General features: G+C 40.1%; 22 protein-coding genes. 13 read left to right on the forward strand and 9 right to left on the reverse strand.

Going from position 1 to position 18755, the window contains the following annotated elements:
• Positions 1-77: 77 nt before the first annotated feature.
• Positions 78-1376: a DEAD/DEAH box helicase gene (locus tag IZT61_RS05675; RefSeq protein WP_196100210.1), complete on the reverse strand. Its 1299-nt coding sequence runs from the start codon at positions 1374-1376 to the stop codon at positions 78-80.
• Between the two features lie 317 nt (positions 1377-1693).
• Between IZT61_RS05675 and IZT61_RS22400 the strand changes: the two genes are divergently transcribed.
• The 3 genes from IZT61_RS22400 (at position 1694) to IZT61_RS22405 (ending at position 3147) form a co-directional block, all read left to right on the forward strand.
• Positions 1694-1822 (forward strand): hypothetical protein, encoded by a 129-nt coding sequence (locus IZT61_RS22400; RefSeq protein WP_262895710.1) that lies wholly within the window; start codon positions 1694-1696, stop codon positions 1820-1822.
• 318 nt (positions 1823-2140) lie between these two features.
• On the forward strand, positions 2141-2857 hold the full coding sequence (locus tag IZT61_RS05680; RefSeq protein ID WP_196100211.1) for a hypothetical protein: 717 nt from the start codon (positions 2141-2143) through the stop codon (positions 2855-2857).
• A gap of 164 nt (positions 2858-3021) precedes the next feature.
• Positions 3022-3147: a hypothetical protein gene (locus tag IZT61_RS22405; RefSeq protein ID WP_262895711.1), complete on the forward strand. Its 126-nt coding sequence runs from the start codon at positions 3022-3024 to the stop codon at positions 3145-3147.
• A gap of 7 nt (positions 3148-3154) precedes the next feature.
• On the opposite strand, the gene IZT61_RS05685 is transcribed toward IZT61_RS22405, so the two are convergent.
• Positions 3155-4345 carry a BaiN/RdsA family NAD(P)/FAD-dependent oxidoreductase gene (locus IZT61_RS05685; RefSeq protein WP_196100212.1) on the reverse strand — a complete coding sequence of 397 codons (1191 nt, stop codon included), beginning with the start codon at positions 4343-4345 and terminating at the stop codon, positions 3155-3157.
• 53 nt (positions 4346-4398) lie between these two features.
• On the opposite strand from IZT61_RS05685, the gene IZT61_RS05690 reads away from it, so the two are divergent.
• Positions 4399-5538, forward strand: coding sequence for a 5-(carboxyamino)imidazole ribonucleotide synthase (locus IZT61_RS05690; RefSeq protein ID WP_196100213.1), 1140 nt, complete (start codon positions 4399-4401; stop codon positions 5536-5538).
• Between the two features lie 104 nt (positions 5539-5642).
• Entirely contained in the window at positions 5643-6161 is a 519-nt protein-coding gene (purE, locus tag IZT61_RS05695) for a 5-(carboxyamino)imidazole ribonucleotide mutase (protein WP_196100214.1), read from the forward strand.
• A 310-nt stretch (positions 6162-6471) separates the two neighbouring features.
• On the opposite strand, the gene IZT61_RS05700 is transcribed toward purE, so the two are convergent.
• From IZT61_RS05700 to IZT61_RS05720, 5 genes are all read right to left on the reverse strand, one after another.
• On the reverse strand, positions 6472-6624 hold the full coding sequence (locus IZT61_RS05700; protein WP_196100215.1) for a hypothetical protein: 153 nt from the start codon (positions 6622-6624) through the stop codon (positions 6472-6474).
• On the reverse strand, positions 6611-7315 hold the full coding sequence (locus IZT61_RS05705; RefSeq protein WP_230383871.1) for a zeta toxin family protein: 705 nt from the start codon (positions 7313-7315) through the stop codon (positions 6611-6613). The genes IZT61_RS05700 and IZT61_RS05705 overlap by 14 nt, the downstream gene beginning before the upstream one ends.
• 280 nt (positions 7316-7595) lie before the next feature.
• A complete protein-coding gene (locus tag IZT61_RS05710; protein WP_196100216.1) occupies positions 7596-8051 on the reverse strand; it encodes an RES family NAD+ phosphorylase in 456 nt (151 codons plus the stop codon).
• 2 nt (positions 8052-8053) lie between these two features.
• A complete protein-coding gene (gene parS / locus IZT61_RS05715) occupies positions 8054-8497 on the reverse strand; it encodes a type II RES/Xre toxin-antitoxin system antitoxin (RefSeq protein ID WP_196100217.1) in 444 nt (147 codons plus the stop codon).
• A 195-nt stretch (positions 8498-8692) separates the two neighbouring features.
• Entirely contained in the window at positions 8693-9256 is a 564-nt protein-coding gene (locus IZT61_RS05720; protein ID WP_196100218.1) for a YqgE/AlgH family protein, read from the reverse strand.
• A gap of 46 nt (positions 9257-9302) precedes the next feature.
• On the opposite strand from IZT61_RS05720, the gene pdxH reads away from it, so the two are divergent.
• The 5 genes from pdxH (at position 9303) to IZT61_RS05745 (ending at position 14339) form a co-directional block, all read left to right on the forward strand.
• Positions 9303-9953, forward strand: a complete 651-nt coding sequence (pdxH, locus tag IZT61_RS05725) for a pyridoxamine 5'-phosphate oxidase (protein ID WP_196101228.1) — start codon at positions 9303-9305, stop codon at positions 9951-9953.
• A 145-nt stretch (positions 9954-10098) separates the two neighbouring features.
• A complete protein-coding gene (locus IZT61_RS05730) occupies positions 10099-10989 on the forward strand; it encodes a 3-hydroxybutyryl-CoA dehydrogenase (protein WP_196100219.1) in 891 nt (296 codons plus the stop codon).
• A 29-nt stretch (positions 10990-11018) separates the two neighbouring features.
• On the forward strand, positions 11019-11249 hold the full coding sequence (locus IZT61_RS05735) for a hypothetical protein (RefSeq protein ID WP_196100220.1): 231 nt from the start codon (positions 11019-11021) through the stop codon (positions 11247-11249).
• A 119-nt stretch (positions 11250-11368) separates the two neighbouring features.
• Positions 11369-12391 (forward strand): Holliday junction branch migration DNA helicase RuvB, encoded by a 1023-nt coding sequence (gene ruvB, locus IZT61_RS05740; protein ID WP_196100221.1) that lies wholly within the window; start codon positions 11369-11371, stop codon positions 12389-12391.
• A 439-nt stretch (positions 12392-12830) separates the two neighbouring features.
• Positions 12831-14339: a bifunctional GNAT family N-acetyltransferase/carbon-nitrogen hydrolase family protein gene (locus IZT61_RS05745; RefSeq protein WP_196100222.1), complete on the forward strand. Its 1509-nt coding sequence runs from the start codon at positions 12831-12833 to the stop codon at positions 14337-14339.
• Positions 14340-14737: 398 nt separating this feature from the next.
• Here IZT61_RS05745 and IZT61_RS05750 read toward each other — a convergent pair whose 3' ends face one another.
• Positions 14738-14944: a hypothetical protein gene (locus tag IZT61_RS05750; RefSeq protein WP_196100223.1), complete on the reverse strand. Its 207-nt coding sequence runs from the start codon at positions 14942-14944 to the stop codon at positions 14738-14740.
• Between the two features lie 128 nt (positions 14945-15072).
• Between IZT61_RS05750 and queG the strand changes: the two genes are divergently transcribed.
• The 3 genes from queG (at position 15073) to IZT61_RS22555 (ending at position 16668) form a co-directional block, all read left to right on the forward strand.
• Positions 15073-16008: a tRNA epoxyqueuosine(34) reductase QueG gene (gene queG, locus IZT61_RS05755; RefSeq protein WP_196100224.1), complete on the forward strand. Its 936-nt coding sequence runs from the start codon at positions 15073-15075 to the stop codon at positions 16006-16008.
• 70 nt (positions 16009-16078) lie between these two features.
• Positions 16079-16285, forward strand: a complete 207-nt coding sequence (gene vapB, locus IZT61_RS05760) for a type II toxin-antitoxin system VapB family antitoxin (RefSeq protein WP_196100225.1) — start codon at positions 16079-16081, stop codon at positions 16283-16285.
• 173 nt (positions 16286-16458) lie between these two features.
• Positions 16459-16668, forward strand: coding sequence for a type II toxin-antitoxin system VapC family toxin (locus tag IZT61_RS22555; protein WP_394370735.1), 210 nt, complete (start codon positions 16459-16461; stop codon positions 16666-16668).
• A gap of 197 nt (positions 16669-16865) precedes the next feature.
• Here the strand turns inward: IZT61_RS22555 and IZT61_RS05770 are convergent, their stop codons facing one another.
• The gene (locus IZT61_RS05770) at positions 16866-18725 is read right to left on the reverse strand and encodes a M1 family metallopeptidase (RefSeq protein ID WP_196100226.1); all 1860 of its coding nucleotides are present in this window, start codon (positions 18723-18725) and stop codon (positions 16866-16868) included.
• Positions 18726-18755 lie beyond the last annotated feature (30 nt).

Raw genomic sequence — 18755 nt, forward strand, 5'->3', positions numbered from 1 at the left:
ATAAACTCCAGTCGAAATGCTCAGGATGACAATGTTTATTGGTTATCCTTAACTAACCACATTAGAACGGGTCTATTTTAAGTTAGCCCCTTTTTGTTTTTATACGTCATTTTGGCTTTCATGCCAGCGCTATAATTGTAGTTTTTCAAGTTGCTGGCTTTCTTCTCATGAAAAGCGGCACCACGTTCTTCTTCATCCTCGGCGTCGTCTTTACTTTTCTTCTTTGCTTTTGGAGCAACATCTGCAATTTTCAATTCGTCGGGAAGTTCCATCAGTTCCATGCGCTGGCCAATGGCCTGCTCAATCTTCCGCACTTCAATTAACTCAATATCCGTCGAAAAAGTAATGGCAATAGCCTCGTCGTCATCTTTCCTTACAATCCGTTGAATTAAAGTTTCCTTTTGTTCTGGCAATTCAAAATGAAGAATGAACGAAATTCCATCTATGTTCAAGGCATCAAGATTCTCATTGGCGACAATCAACACCCTCGATTCGGGATTTTGCTTGAAATCTTCAATATCATCATAACCTTTATCATCAAAAAACAACGAGCGGTAAATGCTAATCTCTCCCTCTTTGGAATGATTGAAATTTTTATAAACGGTTTGGGCAGTTAACCGGGTATTTACGAAAACGACAACCTTATCAAATACCTCTACATCGCTCAGCAACAAGGTTAACAAATTGAGCTTTGTTCGGAAATTAGGCACCTGATACAACATTTGCGGATAAACTTCCGCTTGTTTTTCGCCAATTTCATCTACTTCGATCGTCGCGGCGGAGTCTTTCATGAAAGGTGAAATCATGTGGTTAAGCTTCTCGTGCAAAACCTCGGTAAACACCACGTGTTGCGATTTATAAGCGCTATTTGCCAGTTCGACAACGGGCAGTTGCAGTCCTTTTTTAACAATTAACTCGGCATTATCGACGATAAACAACTGTATTTTATTGGTATTTAAGGCCAGCTTTAAGTATAGCGCACGGGCCCGATCTGGAACGGCTACAATGATATCGCAACCATCAGTAATTTCATTCATTTGTGTTTCAACAGCGCCGCGGCTGTCAATGCCCAAAATCCTGAATGTACTGTTTCGGTTTAACAGCTTAAATTGTTCTAAAACATGGTCAACGTGCTCGGCATCGGGAACTAAAATCAACGCTCTGGGTGCTTCCTCGAACGCATACTTCAATTTCATTAAAGTAGCTAAAACATAAGTGGTTGTTTTTCCTGCTCCTTCGGGCCCTACCGCTATTACATCTTGACCGCCTAAAATACGCGACATGGTTTTGGCCTGAATCTCTTTTGGAGTGAGAAACCCGGCATCCGTCATGGCGGCAACAAGTGGTTTGCTAAGTTTTAATTTATCTAATGACACGATTTGATCTTTTAATGTTTTAAAATGCAAATATCCTTAAAATAATTAGCTTTTTGGAAATTGAATTTATGGCTCACGATGAAGGCAATAATCTTAATTAATGGCTCATTGTCGGTATTCGTTTTGCAGACATGCCTCGTATCGTGTACTAGAAACACCTTAGCACTTCAAGTAAAAAATAATAATTTAATAATCAACGTTTTAAATAAAAATACGCTTATTATCTATAAAGTCTATAGAATTTATATACTATTTATATATATTTGTCCAGTTGATCATTTATCACCCTGTAATGTTTTAAATAAGAAATAAAAATCATGTCTGTCTATTTTCAATATCCAACCATAAACGACTACCCAAACTTTGCCGAGCCGACAAGGGTAATTGAAGCCGAAAAGATTGCAGACGAAGTCGATCACTTGTCGAAAAAGCAATTACAAAAATGAAAGGGTTTACCCTTAATACGCATGGCCAGTTGACCGATTGGGAGGTTAAAGTTTCATAAACTTTTACAGAATGGTTCGAATCCATTACTAGGCCGCTAAGTGTTTCTCATGCACTTTATCTCTGGTTTCTTGCTCGAAACCGGGGAAGATTTGGTTATCATATATTTGTTTTGTTGTTAGCAAAGGCTACCCGCGATGGGTAGCCTTAACTTTTGAGCAGCTATTTTGACGTTTCGCATGTGGCTATCGTGCAAATCATTTAAACTAAAACCTCAATCAAAACGTTTTACTAAAACATCAACAGCATTTCTACCGTTAATGAGAGTTTTTTATCTTCTTTTATTTGTATTTTTTGCAAAAGGCAGTTTCGCCCAAAAAGCATTTTTGTTTCCTAAATTAAAGTCGCAAGGATCTTCCATTGAGCAGCTTACTCCCTCCCATTGGACTTTAATTGAGAATGCAAGCGGCGATTTAAACAATGATGGACTGGAAGATTTGGCCGTAGTTTTTGAATCGGATAAAATTACCGATGAAACCAGAACTTATGGCGACAATAATTCGGATATTATAAAGGAAACACAAAAACCACGAATTTTGGCCGTCTTTTTCAAAGATAGGGAATCAAATAATTATCGTTTATCGGTTCAGAATAACGATTTTATTTTGCGCTCGGAAGAAGGCGGCAAACTTGGCGATCCGCTTAACCAGATTGCGATAAAAGATCAGCAATTGTACCTCCGGTTTAAAGGCGGTTCTGAATGGCGTTGGGAACTGGGCTACACGTTTAAATATGAAAATAAAGACTGGTTTTTGACGAGTGCCATTAACCTGTATTTTAACCAAAATACGGGCGATATGACGGAAAGGGTTTATGATTTTAAGACCCGCGAGTTATTTACAACGGTGGGTAACTTGCACCGACGAGACATTGCAAACCGCAAAACAAGTGAGGTGCTTTACTTTTCTCAACTACGAACTTTTAAAACTTTTAAGAAGCCCTGGGCCTGGGAAATTTTGCCGAATGTTTACTTGTAGGTTGGTTTTGCCACGGAAAGGGAGAAGGCACGGAACCTCAAAAAAGCTTGGAATTTGAGCTCAAGCAGTCAATTTACTCGCAATTTTCAAAATGGTAAGCACCTGTTGATTAGCCAAACCCGGGAGATCCGCTAAAATTCATCTATGGTTATTCCTTTTTCAACATGGAAAAACAAAGTTTCGATCGGCACCCGCGTGCCCGCGAAAACGGGCATAGATTTGCCGTTCAGAAAGCTGCGAAGATTACCTGCTTTTTAGTCGCCAATTATCTGCTCTTGCATGAACAATAATTTTATCTTACAAATTTTGCGCTATAACAAATCCGCTTGCCCATGCCCATTGAAAATTGTAACCGCCCAACCAGCCTGTAACATCTACACATTCGCCACCAAAAAACAAACCCGGTATTTTTTTGCATTCTAAGGTTTTCGACGAAATCTCGTTCGTATCAATTCCGCCACGCATTACTTCGGCCTTATCGTAGCCCTTATCGCCCGCTGGCTTCACCTTAAACTGGTGAATGGTTTGTTCAATTAAGTCAACTTCTGCTTTTGTTAAGGATGCAACCGGTTTATTCAGCGGTAAGAACTTGCCTAACGCATCGGTAAATTTTCTGGTATAAAAGCGGTTAAGCAAAGTCGACAAAAGTGTTTTGCCATTCGATTTGCGTTCTTCATCTAAAAGCGAAACCACATTTTGGTGCGGCAACAGGTTGATGTTAACGACCTCTCCCCTTCGCCAAAATGATGAGATCTGCAAAATTGCGGGTCCGCTTAGGCCCCAGTGTGTAAAGAGCATGTTTTCCTCGAAAGACATTTGGTCGTTACTTACCTCGCAAAAAACAGAATTACCCGAAAGTTGGGCAAACCATTCTTCATCTTTCCCGGTAATGGTTAACGGTACCAGGGCAGGTGCCGTTTCAACAATTTTCAGTTGATGTTTACGGGCAAAGCGCAGGGCAAAATCGGTAGCGCCCATTTTCGGAATGGGTAATCCGCCGGTGGCAATAACCAGCTTTTCGGCTGTTAAATCAATATTCTTTCCATTCTTTTGATAAGTAACTTTGAAGCCCTGGGGCTGAACTTCAATTTCGGTAACATCGGCATTGCACCTGATTTCCTGTCCAAAATCGCTGCAAATAGACGTAAACACCTGAACCACATCTTTAGCGTTCTTATCGACGGGGAACAGTTGTCCGAGCGTCTTTTCGCCACCTTGGATGCCGTACGTATCAAAGAAGCTAATAGTGTCTTCGACCGTCCATTGACTAAGCGACGATTTTACAAAATGTGGGTTTTCGGAGATAAACTGCTCTGCCGAAGCAAATTGATTGGTATAATTGCATCGCCCTCCACCAGAAATCAAGATCTTAGCGCCGGGTTTTGCATTCTTTTCGAGCACAATTACCTTTTTGCCCAGGTAGCCCGCCTGCACCGCACACATGAGCCCACAGGCGCCTGCACCAATAATTATTGCATCAGCATTCATCAATAAAATTTATTATGGTTACTTTTGTGCAAAAATAGTATTATTTCAAGTCCATGGCAAAACAGATCAGCGAATTAAAATTGGGTATTTTAGGTGGTGGACAATTGGGTCGGATGCTCATTCAACAGGCAATTAACTACAATGTAACTTCCCTGGTTTTAGATCCAGACCCGGATGCGCCTTGCAAGCACATTGCGAATTATTTCGAAAATGGTTCAATTACCGATTTTGATACAGTTTATAACTTCGGCAAAAAAGCAGATATCATTACCATCGAAATTGAAAAGGTAAATATCGAAGCGCTTGAGCAGCTCGAAAAAGAGGGCAAACAAGTGTTTCCTCAATCGAGGGTAATTCGTTTAATTCAGGATAAGGGTGTTCAAAAGCAATTTTTCAAAGAAAACGACATCCCAACTTCTCCGTTCCAAATTGTAAATACAAAAGAGGACATGGAGAACAGCAATATCCCCTTTCCTTACATTTTGAAACTAAGAAAAGACGGTTATGATGGCAAAGGCGTAATGAGGATTGAGCATGCCGATGATTTGGCAAATGCATTCGATGCACCATGCATTATCGAAAAACTGGTGGATTTTGATAAGGAAATAGCCGTAATTGTTGCCCGCAATTCAAATGGTGACATGAAAACCTTTCCTATGGTAGAAATGGAATTTAATCCCGAAGCCAACCTTGTTGAGTTTTTGATTTCTCCATCTACCTACGCCGAAAGCCTGCAACAAAAAGCCGAAAGTATTGCAAAAAGTATTGCATCGGCAATGAATATTACCGGCTTGCTGGCTGTTGAAATGTTTGTTTGCCATGATGGAGAATTACTGGTAAATGAGGTTGCGCCGCGTCCGCATAATAGCGGGCACCAAACCATCGAAGGCAATTATGTTTCGCAGTTTGAACAGCACATACGTGCTATTTACAACTTGCCGCTGGGCGATACAACGAGCATTTCTAATGCGGTAATGATCAATTTGTTGGGCGAAAAAGGTTCGGAAGGCGTGGCTAAATATGAAAACCTCGAAAAAATACTGGCTGTTGAAGGCGTGTTTGTTCATCTATACGGCAAAAAATATACGAAGCCTTTCCGCAAAATGGGGCACGTTACCATTGTTGATATTGATAGGGAAAAAGCAATTGAAAAGGCCCGTTATGTACAAAAAACGCTGAGGGTGATTGCATAACCCACTAGCCGCCCGAAAGAGGGATTATAGGCAAGGTGAAAAATTCCCGACCACAAAGGGAAGTTAAATTGAATTAGAAAAGAATAAAGGATTATACATTATATATGAGTACTGAAAATTCAAATTTCCCTTCGGGAGATGCAAAAGTTGGAATTATTATGGGCAGTAAATCTGATTTGCCTGTAATGCAAGATGCTGCTGATGTTTTAAAGGAATTCGGTATTGATTATGAAATAACAGTTGTTTCAGCGCACAGAACGCCAGAGCGGATGTTCAATTATGCGAAAGAAGCGCAAGGCAGGGGTTTAAAAGTAATTATTGCTGGTGCCGGTGGTGCAGCTCATTTGCCTGGTATGGTCGCTTCGATTACCACATTGCCCGTTATTGGCGTTCCGGTAAAATCATCAAATTCTATTGATGGCTGGGATAGCATTTTATCCATATTGCAGATGCCGAACGGTATTCCTGTTGCTACAGTGGCTTTAAATGCGGCAAAAAATGCTGGTTTATTGGCTGCGCAAATTTTAGCTACCGCCGACGGCTCGTTAACGGAGAAAATGCAGGCTTATAAAGATGAACTGAGACGAAAAGTAGAGGAAAGCGCTGATTTGAGTAGTCAGTAGTGAGTGCTGAGCCGTGACTTAGTAAGTCGTGAGTCGTGAGTCAAGAGTGCTGAGTCGAACTGCTTGAGAAGGCTAAAGTTAGCTCCTACGAAGTACTGCCGCTCCTTATTGGTACCTATCGGCAACAGATATCTCGACTGATGAAAAATCAGTCGTCGATATGACGGGTTTATTTATGTGTCCTTTCTACCTTCAGGCTTTTCTGCACATAAGATTAAGTTATCTGAATTTATCTTAACCCAGACGGCTAGACATTACACTTCGCAGTTTCGCCCCACTATTGCAAAACGCTTGTTAGGCGATTGTGCTTTTATTCAGGCTTTATTTTCACGATTTTGTTATCACGCAAAATAACCAATTCGCTGTTTTTTAATTTTTTAAATTCTAAAAGTTTTTCATACACTTTTTTAAGTCCTTTTAGTATTTTGTCTTTTTCTTCTATATGTTTTTCAGTTGTTGTCATAGTAATTTTTCAAAAGATTAAACTTGTCTTTGTTTACAATATTTAGTGGAGTACCAATCAGTTTATCTGCTAAAAGTTCGTGTTTCGCTTCCGAGTTATCAAAAATAAATGCCCCGTCAACAATGGGAAGATATATGTCGAACAAATTTTTAACTCCTCTGATATATCTTCTTTCGATAACTTCTGGCTCGATGTTATGTCCACCTTCCCAAACCCTTATTTTTACACGTTCTTTAGCTAAATCAATGTTTTGAAGCCAAAAGAATAACAATGTTACTCGATAACCTTTACTTTTTGCTTCGTTGATTTTGTTTTTATAACTTTTGGTTGATAAAGTAGTTTCAAATGCAAAATTTTCGTTTTCAGAAAGCAGTTCGTTGATTCTATTTAGCATTATTCGCCCTGCTTCAAACGAAACTTTTTCAGGTTGAAAAGGAGAAAGTCCTTTTGCAATTTCGTCTGCATTGACAAATTCTTTACAATCTAAAATCTCAGGTAAAATCGTAAATGACGCAGTTGTTTTTCCTGCTCCATTGCAACCTGCAATTATGTAAAGTTTTTTGTCAATCACATCAGCAAATCTATAAATTATTTTCGTTAGTTTTTCAGCTCTTGCTTTTGGAGCGGGCGTGTTAGCATATCGCCTAACACTTGAATTCACTTTTACTTTTTGATAAACGGTAAACTCCACCAGCGTCTATTTTATCAAACTTATTTGCCATCGAAACGGAAAATCCGGTATCAAATAGCAATTTCTTGCTTTTTACGTTTGATTGCTTTAACAGACATGGTGTTTTTTCTTACTAAGCTAAGTAAAAGAGCTTATTTTTTACGCCTCTTACCGTTTTAATGACATTATAATTAATTCAAAACACCTTAGTTTGATAAAAGTTATGTGTTTATAAATCAGAATTATTCAGGTCTGCTCATGAAGGCTAACACGCTATATCATCGGACTTCCCGACTTCTAACTACCCTTTAATCCTTAAATCAAAAACAAACGTTATAGCCTGAACGATCTCAATTTGCGCTAGTTTAGATGAATTAGGGTTTATTAAATAATTATATTCATTAGGAACAATGGTTGATGGTACCGTAATGCCCAATACATCGCGATTGTTTAAATAGCTTGAACCAAAATCTTTTGTTGACTGTGGGCCTGGCATTTCTTTCCAATTTTCGGGAAACTGAGTTTCCTCAAAAGTTAGAAAATCTTGTTCCGGAATTTCGTATTCAATATTGTGCAGATCTCTAGGCATAGCGTCAAAATCAACGTTGGCCGCGTATTCTAAAATGGCTAAAGAACGGCTTTCGGAAGTGTAAACGCATGCTACTCCAACTTTATTCCATCTACCCCCAGCCATTTTTGCACCAATTCCCTCCAGATCGTTTTTATACTTACTTTTTGATAAACGATACACCCTCATTGTTAGGAATAAACGCCGTGTTCAATTCTTGTTATGATATTTTTCACTTCGTCGATTCCAAATATCGTATCCATAACATCTAATGGAACTCGATTTCCGAGCGCACGATTGTTACTCTGAATCCATCGGTTGAACTTCTCCCTGTCCTCAAAAACTTTATAACCGTAATTATACACCTCCATTAAAGCTATCGCTTTTTCACTAATCGAGGCATTAAACACCTCGTTATCTTGCTTTTTATGCAGCGTTGTTTTGGTTGTCCCCAATATATTGGCAAAGTGATCGTAATCTAAATTGATGGCCTTTTTAAACGTGACCAGAGCCGCCTTGCTGATTCCTCGTTTAACAGCGTCTATTTTATCAAAGTTGGTGCCCGTTAAAACGGATGCTTTAATATCAAATATCAGGTCGTGGTTTTTTAGACTTGATGTTTCCTTAACGCCCATAGTGTTTTTTCTTACTAAGCTAAGTAAAAAAACTCACTTTTTTTTGATCTGTTAGCAATTTAATATCATGGCAATTAATACTAAACGTCTTAATTTTATTGAAGTGATGTGTTTAAAAATCAGAATAATTCAGGTCTGCTCATGAAGTTAACACGCTATCATCGGTCTTTTCGTTTTCCCAGCCCCGGCCTTAACTCAATTCAAGCTCGGATCAACCGGAAAATTACTTACATGCGCATATTTGGGACCTAAATTTACAATTACGTCCCGCCAGAGCTTTTCCTCATCGTTACCGAAAATAATATCCGGATGCGAAATATTGCTCACCATCCACGCATTCAGCTTAATTTCTTGTGCCAACTGTCCGTAATCCCAGCCAGAATAGCCCATAAAAAACTTAATCTCACTTTCATCAATGGCATTGCTGTTAATCAGAATTTTAAGCGTTTCAAAATCGCCTCCCCAATAAATCCCATCACCAATTTCCTCGCCACTTTGCAGCCTATCGTAAGCGCGATGAATAAAGTGCAAGGTATCTGCAGCAACGGGACCGCCAAAATAAATTTGATTGTCTGCGAGCCATAAATCCTGAATAACATCTTTTAAAAGTAAGTTTCCGGCTTGATTTAAGATATAGCCTACCGTTCCTTCTTCACCATGTTCGGTTACTAAAACCACCGAGCGTTTAAAATTTGGATCGGCCATAAACGGTTCAGAAATCAATAATCGGCCGGTTTTTGGTTTTATATTGTTAAGCATGACGATAATCATTTGTGGCACCGTAAAAGATGCCTATTTTTGTTTTATGCAAGTTACTAATGAATTTCTACAAAACCTGCGCCAAGATTACAAAAGCGCCACTTTAGATGAGTCTGAAGTAGATAATAATCCGATCATCCAGTTTAAAAAATGGTTCGACCACGCCATTGAGGCTCAGGTTTACGAGCCTAATGTAATGACACTGGCTACGGTTGATAAGGCAGGCAGGCCTGACGCCAGAATTGTACTTTTAAAGGGAGTAGACGACGATGGTTTCCGGTTTTTTACCAACTACTTAAGTGCAAAAGGCAAGGAGCTGAAACGGAATCCTTATGCGGCATTGGTGTTTTTTTGGCCCGATTTGGAACGGCAGGTGCGAATTGAAGGAACAGTAACAAAGCTTGACAAAGAGACTTCTGAAGAATATTTTTTTACTCGCCCGAAGGCGAGCCAAATTGGTGCAGTAGCATCGCCACAAAGCCAGATTATTCCGAACAGAGCTTTTTTAGAAGAAAAATTCGAGGAATTAAATTCTAAAAGTGAAGGAAAAGACATTGCAAAGCCGGCACATTGGGGCGGATATATCGTTAAGCCAACGAGGATCGAGTTTTGGCAAGGAAGACGAAGCAGGCTGCACGACAGAATAAACTTCGAACTTGTTAAAGGGAGCTGGGTGAAAACAAGATTAGCGCCTTAAAAATGAAGCTGAAAGCTAAAAGCGGAAAGCTCAAAGACTAAAGCTTAAAGGCAAAAGCTGAAAGAGTAGCGGCGTTCCATCTCGGTACTTGATACTCCATTCTCGATACAATAGTAACATCATCAATTTCAACTTATCATAACAAATGAAGAACATTTCAGTTATCGGCTCGGGAACAATGGGAAACGGCATAGCGCATGTATTTGCCCAGTTTGATTACCAGGTTAATCTGATCGATATTAATCAGGTGGCCTTGGATAAGGCGTTAGCAACGATAACGAAAAACCTCGATCGGCAGGTTGCCAAAGAAACCTTAACGGAGGGGCAAAAAGCAACGGCATTACAAAATATTGCGACTTTCACTTCTATAAAGGAAGGAGTGGCTAATGCCGATCTGGTTGTTGAAGCCGCTACAGAAAATATCGATTTAAAGCTCAGCATTTTTAAGGAACTGGATCAGTTTGCGCCAACAAATGCAATTTTGGCGTCGAACACTTCATCGATATCAATCACTAAAATTGCAGCTGCAACCGAACGCGGCAACCAGGTGATCGGCATGCATTTTATGAACCCGGTACCGGTGATGAAACTGGTTGAGGTTATTCGCGGTTACCAAACCAGCGATGAAACCACGTCGACCATTATGTCGCTTGCTAAAAGCCTCGAAAAAGTTCCTGTTGAAGTAAACGATTACCCGGGTTTTGTTGCCAACCGCATTTTAATGCCGATGATAAATGAGGCCATTTATACGCTGTATGAGGGCGTGGCAGGCGTTTACGAAATTGATACGGTAATGAAACTGGGAATGGCACACCCGATGGGACCCTTGCAACTAGCCGATTTTATCGGTTTAGATGTTTGTTTGGCCATATTAAAGGTACTGCACGATGGATTTGGAAATCCCAAATATGCACCTTGCCCCTTATTGGTAAATATGGTAACGGCTGGCTACAAGGGCGCAAAAAGTGGCGAGGGATTTTATAAATATACCGCAGGCTCGAAAGCGTTATCGGTTTCAGAGAAATTCAGCAGGTAACCAACAAGCGCTTTAAATGTATGAACGGTATGTCGCAGCAAATCATCAAAATCAAGCCATCTATTTTTCATGATGAGATTGAGCTGCATCTTTATTCCGATTTTATTCAGTGCAAGTCGCACCGAGGTAAAAAAACCAATTGCGTAACGATACAAAAACAAGATATTGAAGGCTTTAGATATGGCGTTAAATGGATTACGGGTTTACCGATTTTTCGGATACGCTCGCCAAACGGAATAGTAAGAAACCACGCCCAATAATGAGCGCATAAAACAGATTAAAATCGAAATGCTAAAAAATTGAGTATTTTATTGTTATTTTTGGCCATACACTTAAAAAGTTGATCCGACCGAGCGTCTGATACTACACACCTTATTATATGAACGAAAACCTTGATCCCGAAGCGAGCAACCTTACCCCTACCGATAGAGATATTGAACGGGTTTTGAGGCCACAGGCTTTCGAAGATTTTACCGGACAGGAGAAAGTGATGGAGAACCTGAAAATTTTTGTTCAGGCGGCTAAACTTCGTGGGGAAGCGTTAGATCATGTGCTGCTGCATGGCCCGCCGGGATTAGGAAAAACAACACTTTCGCATATCATCGCCAACGAAATGGCAACCGGCATTAAGGTAACTTCTGGTCCGGTGTTAGATAAGCCGGGCGATTTGGCGGGATTATTAACCGGGTTGGATGAAGGCGACATTCTTTTCATTGATGAAATTCATCGTTTATCGCCATTGGTTGAAGAATATTTGTACTCGGCAATGGAAGATTTCAAGATCGACATTATGCTTGAAACCGGGCCTAACGCCCGATCGGTACAGATTTCGCTAAACCCGTTTACACTTGTTGGTGCTACTACGCGTTCGGGTTTGCTTACGGCCCCGTTACGGGCTCGGTTTGGCATCAACGCCAGACTGGCTTACTATGATGCGAAGCTTTTAACAACCATCGTTTTACGTTCGGCAGAAATATTAAGAACACCGATTAGTGATGAAGGCGCCTACGAAATTGCCCGTCGTAGTCGAGGTACGCCGCGTATTGCGAATGCACTTTTGCGCAGGACACGGGATTTTGCACAGATTAAAGGCAACGGCAAAATAGACACCGAAATTGCCAGCTATGCGCTTAATGCGTTAAATGTTGATGAACATGGTTTGGATGAAATGGATAACAAAATTTTAACCACCATCATCGATAAATTTAAAGGTGGCCCCGTGGGCTTAAAAACCATTGCAACTGCTGTTGGAGAAGATGAAGGCACCATTGAAGAAGTTTACGAGCCCTTTTTAATACAAGAAGGCTACATTATGCGCACCTCGAGGGGCCGTGAGGTTACTGAAGCGGCTTATAAGCACTTGAAGAAAAACTTTCCCGGTCAAACAGGCAAGCTATTTTAGTTGTCCGTCAATTTAGGCGCTAAGAAGTTGCTTTTTGCGCCCCCGGTACACCTTCTCTTCTGTCGGCAATTTGGGTGACAACGCACTTCATTAATCCTTATAACTGATTGTTAATAAAGGACTAAGCATCGAAAAGCACAGGGAAATCGCTATTAACTTTTCGTCGCTGATTTGTTCTCTTTTCTGTGTATGTTAACGGCAAATACTATGCATTATATTTGCCATGGAGGTACGAAAATCACGGAAATCTTCATTCTTTTCCGTGACTTCTATATTTCCGTGGCTAATTTTGTGATAGTCATTTTAAATGCAATTCCCCTACCGAAAGCAACTTTCCTGTTACAATTAGCTGGTTTTTTATTACCTTTGCCAAAATCTTGTAAATCATCCCCAAAAACATTCATCCCGCCTTTCTGTTAATTATATAGAAACAAACATTATGAATATAGAATTACGAAGATTAACCCTCGAAGATTACGAAGACTTAAAAGAATCGATGATGCAAGCCTATGACAGCATGGGTGGCTCAATATGGCCAAAATCGAGCATCGCTAAGTTGTTAAAAATCTTTCCTGAGGGACAATTGTGCATCGCTGTAGATAATAGAGTGGTTGCCTGTTCACTATCTATTATTGTAGATTATGATGAATATGGCGATAAGCACACCTACAAGCTCATTACGGGTAATTATTCGTTCTCTACGCACGATCCGAACGGTGATACGTTATATGGCATCGAAATTTTTGTGCATCCTGAGCACCGCGGCCTACGACTTGGCAGAAGGTTATATGAAGCACGTAAAGAACTGTGTGAAACCCTGAATTTGAAAAGTATCATCGCTGGCGGAAGGATTCCGGGTTACCACGAATATGCTGAAACACTTAGCCCAAGGCAATATATCGACAAGGTTAAGTCGAAGGAAATTTACGATCCAACGCTGACTTTCCAAATATCGAATGATTTCCACGTTCGGAAAGTGTTGAAAAACTATTTGCCAGATGATCAGGAATCGAAAGAGTATGCTACGTTAATTGAGTGGAACAACATTTATTATCAGGGAATAGATGCCTCGGCTCGTTCTGCAATGAATATCCGTTTAGGCCTGGTGCAATGGCAAATGCGCTTGTTTCCGAACGTTGATGCGTTTTATGAGCAGGTAGAGTTTTTTGTAGATGCGGTTAGTGGCTACAATTCGGATTTTATTATGTTCCCCGAGTTATTTAATACGCCGCTGCTTCAACCATACAACCACCTGCCCGAAATGGAAGCAATGCGCAAGCTTGCCGAAATGACTGAGGAAATTATAGCCAAAATGCATGAGTACGCGTTGAGTTATAATGTAAATATCATTACCGGAAGCATGCCGATTATTGAAGATGGAAAGCTTTACAATGCCACTTACCTGTGTCACCGTACCGGGAAAATTGATAGCTACCGTAAAATTCACATCACGCCGAACGAACAAAAATACTACGGAATGGTGGGTGGCGATAAAATTCAGGTTTTTGATACCGATTGCGGTAAAGTGGGTATTTTAATTTGCTACGATGTTGAGTTTCCTGAACTGAGCCGCATTTACGCCGACCAGGGGATGCAGATCTTGTTCGTACCATTCTTAACTGATACTCAGAATGGTTATACCCGCGTTCGCTATTGTGCACAAGCCAGGGCGATTGAAAACGAATGTTATGTGGCTATTGCCGGTTGCGTGGGTAACCTGCCAAAAGTGAATAACATGGATATTCAGTTTGCGCAATCAGCCGTATTTACGCCTTCAGATTTTGCTTTTCCTACCAATGCTATAAAGGCCGAGACAACGCCAAATACCGAAATGGTTTTAATGGTTGATGTTGATTTGCACTTGTTAGATGAATTGCACAATTACGGAACAGTGAAAATCTTAAAAGATAGACGAACGGATCTTTATCAGGTCAATTTGTTAAAATAATAACTGATTATCAACAAGTTAAAGAAGTCAAGTTTTTAAAACTTGACTTCTTTTTTTATCAATTATTTTGATTGTTGAAGGGTTGATTATGCTGTTGCGGTTGTGTGAGATTTAACTATTCTTAAGAAATCAATTTAAAGCTGTCATCCTAAGTATTAATTTTCTAGCGAAAAATCAACCTGAGTGACGATGCTTTTAGAGGAGGCCCTTAGAAAGGTCGTCATTTCGAGCGTAGCCGAGAAATCTCTGTCCAAGGTTCAAAGATTTCTCCTCGAAAGGAGCTCCTATGGAGGGCTTCCGTTGAAAGAACAATTTCCAAACCAACAGTTATCATATTCTATTACATAAAAAATGCCGGCTGCATCGCAACCGGCATTTAACTTTTAATGTTAAGCTAATTATTTTCTCATAATGAACCAGATGATCAGGCCAATAATAACCGCGACTGGCAAAATCCATTTCAATACTGAACCAGCACCGTTTTCGTCTTTTTCGGTTACCGCAGGTTTTGCTGGCCCGGGATCTTCTTTATGACTTTCATAATCTTTTTCTATCGGTTTTGGAGCTTCTCCAGATTCCGTGTGTTTTGGATCTATTTCTTCCATTGTTTCGTTATTGAGTTCAGACTAACTTCCCGAGGGGATAAGCCCTTTACTTATTAATTTAGGGTTCTGTAATTAGAACAAGTGATTACTGAAAATGTTTTGATTGTAAGCCCTATCTTTGCAACCCTGTGTATAATAATAAGCCAAAATATAGCAAACTGATTAAAGATGAAGCCCTGCGTCTGGGCTTTATGGCTTGTGGTATTTCAAAAGCCGAATTTTTAGAAGATGAAGCACCGCGATTAGAGAATTGGCTCAACAAAAATTACCACGGCGAAATGAAATACATGGAGAATTATTTCGATAAAAGGCTCGATCCACGCTTACTCGTCGATGGTGCAAAATCTGTAATCTCTTTATCGCTAAATTATTATACGGACGAAAAACAGAAAGATCCTTCTGCGCCCAAAATATCGAAATATGCTTACGGAAATGACTATCACCATGTAATAAAAGATAAACTTAAAGCGCTTACCCTTTTCATCGAGGAAAACATTGGCGCCGTTGCAGGTCGTGCGTTTGTAGATTCGGCCCCGGTGCTGGATCGGGCATGGGCGAAAAAATCGGGCATTGGCTGGATAGGGAAAAACTCAAACCTGATTAGTAAAACGGATGGTTCATTCTTCTTTTTGGCCGAACTGATTATTGACCTGGAACTGGATTACGATGATCCTTTTCAAACCGACCATTGCGGAACTTGTACCCGCTGCCTCGATGCCTGCCCTACTGACGCAATCATTGCGCCGCAAGTTGTTGACGGGAGTAAGTGCATTTCTTACTTAACCATCGAGCTTAAGAATGAGATTCCGAATCAATTTAAGGATAAAATCGATAACTGGATGTTCGGCTGCGATATTTGTCAGGATGTTTGCCCCTGGAACCGGTTTTCGAAAATGCACCAGGAAGATGCCTTTGCTCCTGCAGATGGTTTGCTCGACTTGACCGCAAAAGATTTAACTGAAATTACCGACGAGGTTTTCAAAAAGGTATTTAAAGGCTCGGCAGTTAAACGAACCAAACTAGCAGGTCTGAAAAGGAATGTAGACTTTTTGAAACCGATTTAGAAATTCAGTGTAAGTTATAACATTGAAGATCTAACTGTATAATTCATTACATATTAGTATATTTGATTATATGACTGACATTCAATTATACACCAAACTTTCCGATTTGCCAACGGATTTGAAAGACAAGGTATCTAACTATATAGATTCATTATTGGAAAAAAAACACTCAGTTAAGGCTAATAAAAAAAGAGTCGCTGGACTGGCTGAAGGTTTAATTGACTTAAAAACGAATTTCGACGACCCTATCGAAGGCTTTGAAAATTACATGAAATGAGGCTTTTACTTGATACGCACATCGCTATTTGGTTCATTACAAACAATAAAAAACTACCAAAAACATTAAGAACATTGATTGAGTCTGATAGCAACAAATGTTTTGTAAGTATTAGTAGTTACTGAGAGCTTGCAATAAAATATTCGTTAGGGCGATTAGATCTAAGATCTTCATTGGAAGAAATATTCAATGCGATTGACGCTAGTGGATTTGATCTGCTCCCAATTACTTTGCCTCATATTTTAGAATTATCCAGATTAGAATCTCATCATAACGATCCTTTTGATAGAATAATTATAGCGCAAGCAATTACTGAGAACCTTCAGCTTTTAAGCGTTGATAACCACTTTCCTTCGTATAACGGTCAGCTCGTTCAAGAATAGCATTTGCTGAATTAAAAAACGAAGTAACCCCAATCGATGAAACACATAACGGCAAAAACCAACTCGATCAGGCGACGCTTCTGCTCGTTTTTTAGCAGTGCTTTTTCAACGCTTTGTTTTTCATAGCCTGCAGATTCTTCGCTATGCTCAGAATGACAAAATGAGATCGCTAGCCGTGCCAAAAACTAGCCGATCAGCTAATTCACCGTAAAACTATTGTCGCTTTTCACTTTATCAGGGGTATGCACATCGCCCATCACCACTTTACGCAGTTTTTTCGTTGTTTTTATTTCGATTTGGGTTGTGCTGTTGCCTTTTTCCCACACGCCGATTGAGCGATGTTGGTTTTCGGTCGAATCGTCATCATAGCTAAGCTTTAAATCTATTGGCAACGCCTTAATCCCTTTATTTTCGATCGTAATCGTATATCCAGAAGTGGTTTTATCAACAGATTTTATGGCCATATCTAAAACGCCACCTTCAAAAAACCACGGTTTCCAAAACCAGTTTAAATTTTTACCGCTGCCCTCGTTCATGCTATTGAAAAAATCGTAGGGCATGGGGTGTTTGCCATTCCAGTTTTTAATATACGTGTGCAGTGCTCTTGTAAATAATTCGTCGCCCAGGTAATCCTTTACATATAAATAGGCCAAACCGGGTTTTGGGTAAGAGTTGGTAAATGATCCTGAACCTTTAAGATCGGGGGTTAACGTCATAATCGGCGAATCGTCTTTTCCACCCGAAGAAGCTGCAGTAGGCTGAATTCCATAATCGTCAACCATCGTCGAATCGATCATCGGCGAAATTAGCCACTCTCCTATTGTCGCCCAGCCTTCATCCATCCAACCGTATTTGGTTTCGTTTATGCCCATATAAAATGGAAACATCGTGTGAAAAATTTCATGATCGGTAAGGGTAATCGCATCTTCTCTAATGTTTACGGGATTATCGTTTACCATCATGGGGTACTCCATTTGATCTAAGCCATCAAATACAGTTTCGTGATTGTAAGGGTATGGCCATTTCGGAAATTTGTAACTCATCGCCTCCACAGTTTTACGTGCAAAATCGATTATTTCGTAATAATCTTTATGTTTGGGATTAAAAACGGCATCTACACGCGTTCTCCGCTTCGTTTTCGGATCAACTACCAAACTGCTAGATTTCCACAGGTAATGATCGCTTACGGCAAATACAAAATCAGTTACATTTTTGGCCTCAAACTTAAAAACATTAAACTCATTGGGCTGAGTTACTTTATTGTCGGTAAGATCTTGCGGCGTAATAACGTCGACCACAGCATCATTTTTCTCTGCAGATGCAATTTTGTAAACTACGTCTTTTTGAAATACCTCAGCAGCATTTTTTAAATCGCCTGTTGCCCAAACCGCATAGCCACCCGGAACTTTAATTTCGGCATTAAACTGGTCAAAATCATTGTAAAACTCTTCTGCGCCGGTGTAAGGAAACTTATTCCAGCCGTCGACATCATCGTAAACGGCAATTCTCGGAAAAAAGTAAGCCACAAAGTGCGATCCCTCATCTACCTGTCCGGTACGCATGTGCGAGCCTTTGTTTAAAACATAGCTGTAATTGATAGAGAAAGTAATCGTTTTTCCGGGCAATACCGGAGGAACGTTCACCGTCATGTTGGTACCATCTACTTTAAAATCGGTAGTCTGTTTCCCATTGGCCAACATCTTCGAAATAGCAACGCCATCGCCCAAATCAGCTTCTGATAGCTTCGCTTTCCTTGGTGTGCCCTTTTTATATAGGTTTGGATAAAGTTTAAACCAAATCTCGTTCAGCGTATCGGGACTGTTATTGGTATATAAAATTTGTACTTCGCCGGCGATCAAGCGACTAACTGGATTAAAATCGACCTTAATCTGGTACCTAGAATTATTTTGCCAGTAGTTTTTGCCCGGTTCTCCGTTGACGTTTCTTGTACCGTTTTTGTAAGTGTTCTCAAAAACTGGTGCAACTGGCAGCTTAACTTGTGCGTTAACAAAGCTAAAACTTAGGAGTAAAGCGCAGATTATTTTTATCGATTTCATTATTTCAGTTGGTGTTTTCAGTTGGCAGTT

Origin of the sequence: Pedobacter endophyticus, assembly GCF_015679185.1 — a bacterium.
GTDB lineage: Bacteria > Bacteroidota > Bacteroidia > Sphingobacteriales > Sphingobacteriaceae > Pedobacter > Pedobacter endophyticus.

What these genes read in the sequence shown, in the direction of transcription:
- IZT61_RS22400 (WP_262895710.1), top strand. Translation starts at nt 1,694, where the DNA reads ATGTCTGTCTATTTTCAATATCCAACCATAAACGACTACCCAAACTTT.
- IZT61_RS05680 (WP_196100211.1), top strand. Translation starts at nt 2,141, where the DNA reads ATGAGAGTTTTTTATCTTCTTTTATTTGTATTTTTTGCAAAAGGCAGT.
- IZT61_RS22405 (WP_262895711.1), top strand. Translation starts at nt 3,022, where the DNA reads ATGGAAAAACAAAGTTTCGATCGGCACCCGCGTGCCCGCGAAAACGGG.
- IZT61_RS05685 (WP_196100212.1), bottom strand. Translation starts at nt 4,345, where the DNA reads ATGAATGCTGATGCAATAATTATTGGTGCAGGCGCCTGTGGGCTCATG.
- IZT61_RS05690 (WP_196100213.1), top strand. Translation starts at nt 4,399, where the DNA reads ATGGCAAAACAGATCAGCGAATTAAAATTGGGTATTTTAGGTGGTGGA.
- purE (WP_196100214.1), top strand. Translation starts at nt 5,643, where the DNA reads ATGAGTACTGAAAATTCAAATTTCCCTTCGGGAGATGCAAAAGTTGGA.
- IZT61_RS05700 (WP_196100215.1), bottom strand. Translation starts at nt 6,624, where the DNA reads ATGACAACAACTGAAAAACATATAGAAGAAAAAGACAAAATACTAAAA.
- IZT61_RS05710 (WP_196100216.1), bottom strand. Translation starts at nt 8,051, where the DNA reads ATGAGGGTGTATCGTTTATCAAAAAGTAAGTATAAAAACGATCTGGAG.
- parS (WP_196100217.1), bottom strand. Translation starts at nt 8,497, where the DNA reads ATGGGCGTTAAGGAAACATCAAGTCTAAAAAACCACGACCTGATATTT.
- IZT61_RS05720 (WP_196100218.1), bottom strand. Translation starts at nt 9,256, where the DNA reads ATGCTTAACAATATAAAACCAAAAACCGGCCGATTATTGATTTCTGAA.
- pdxH (WP_196101228.1), top strand. Translation starts at nt 9,303, where the DNA reads ATGCAAGTTACTAATGAATTTCTACAAAACCTGCGCCAAGATTACAAA.
- IZT61_RS05730 (WP_196100219.1), top strand. Translation starts at nt 10,099, where the DNA reads ATGAAGAACATTTCAGTTATCGGCTCGGGAACAATGGGAAACGGCATA.
- IZT61_RS05735 (WP_196100220.1), top strand. Translation starts at nt 11,019, where the DNA reads ATGTCGCAGCAAATCATCAAAATCAAGCCATCTATTTTTCATGATGAG.
- ruvB (WP_196100221.1), top strand. Translation starts at nt 11,369, where the DNA reads ATGAACGAAAACCTTGATCCCGAAGCGAGCAACCTTACCCCTACCGAT.
- IZT61_RS05745 (WP_196100222.1), top strand. Translation starts at nt 12,831, where the DNA reads ATGAATATAGAATTACGAAGATTAACCCTCGAAGATTACGAAGACTTA.
- IZT61_RS05750 (WP_196100223.1), bottom strand. Translation starts at nt 14,944, where the DNA reads ATGGAAGAAATAGATCCAAAACACACGGAATCTGGAGAAGCTCCAAAA.
- vapB (WP_196100225.1), top strand. Translation starts at nt 16,079, where the DNA reads ATGACTGACATTCAATTATACACCAAACTTTCCGATTTGCCAACGGAT.
- IZT61_RS05770 (WP_196100226.1), bottom strand. Translation starts at nt 18,725, where the DNA reads ATGAAATCGATAAAAATAATCTGCGCTTTACTCCTAAGTTTTAGCTTT.